Origin of the sequence: Pseudomonas sp. HY7a-MNA-CIBAN-0227 (genome assembly GCF_040310325.1) — a bacterium.
In the GTDB taxonomy this organism is placed as follows: domain Bacteria; phylum Pseudomonadota; class Gammaproteobacteria; order Pseudomonadales; family Pseudomonadaceae; genus Aquipseudomonas.
Window position 1 is genome coordinate 1 of the sequence record NZ_JBEOPT010000084.1, and the last position, 282, is coordinate 282.

Genomic DNA, 282 nt, shown 5'->3' on the forward strand with positions numbered 1-282 from the left:
ACCATGACTAAACCGCAAGCGGGCTTCACCTTGCTCGAACTGGTGATCGCCATCGCCATTTTTGCCTTGCTTGGGGTGGCTTGCTGGCGGCTGTTTGACGGCGTGCTGCGCGCTGAACGCAGCAGTAGCGCCCACGAGCAAACCCTGCGCGGCTTGCAGCGCGCGGTGGCGCTGATCGAGCGCGATATGTTGCACCTGCACACCTCGGCCAAGGCGCCGGGGCTGGCGCTGTATCCCAACCAGCTCAACGTGCGCCGCGCCAACTGGCGCAACCCGCTGGGC

Annotated in this window: 1 protein-coding gene; it reads left to right on the forward strand. The window is 65.6% G+C overall.

The genetic code is table 11. The features are described from left to right. Positions 1-3: 3 nt before the first annotated feature. On the forward strand, positions 4-282 hold a 279-nt coding region (locus AAEZ06_RS27075; protein ID WP_502948055.1), incomplete at its 3' end, for a PulJ/GspJ family protein.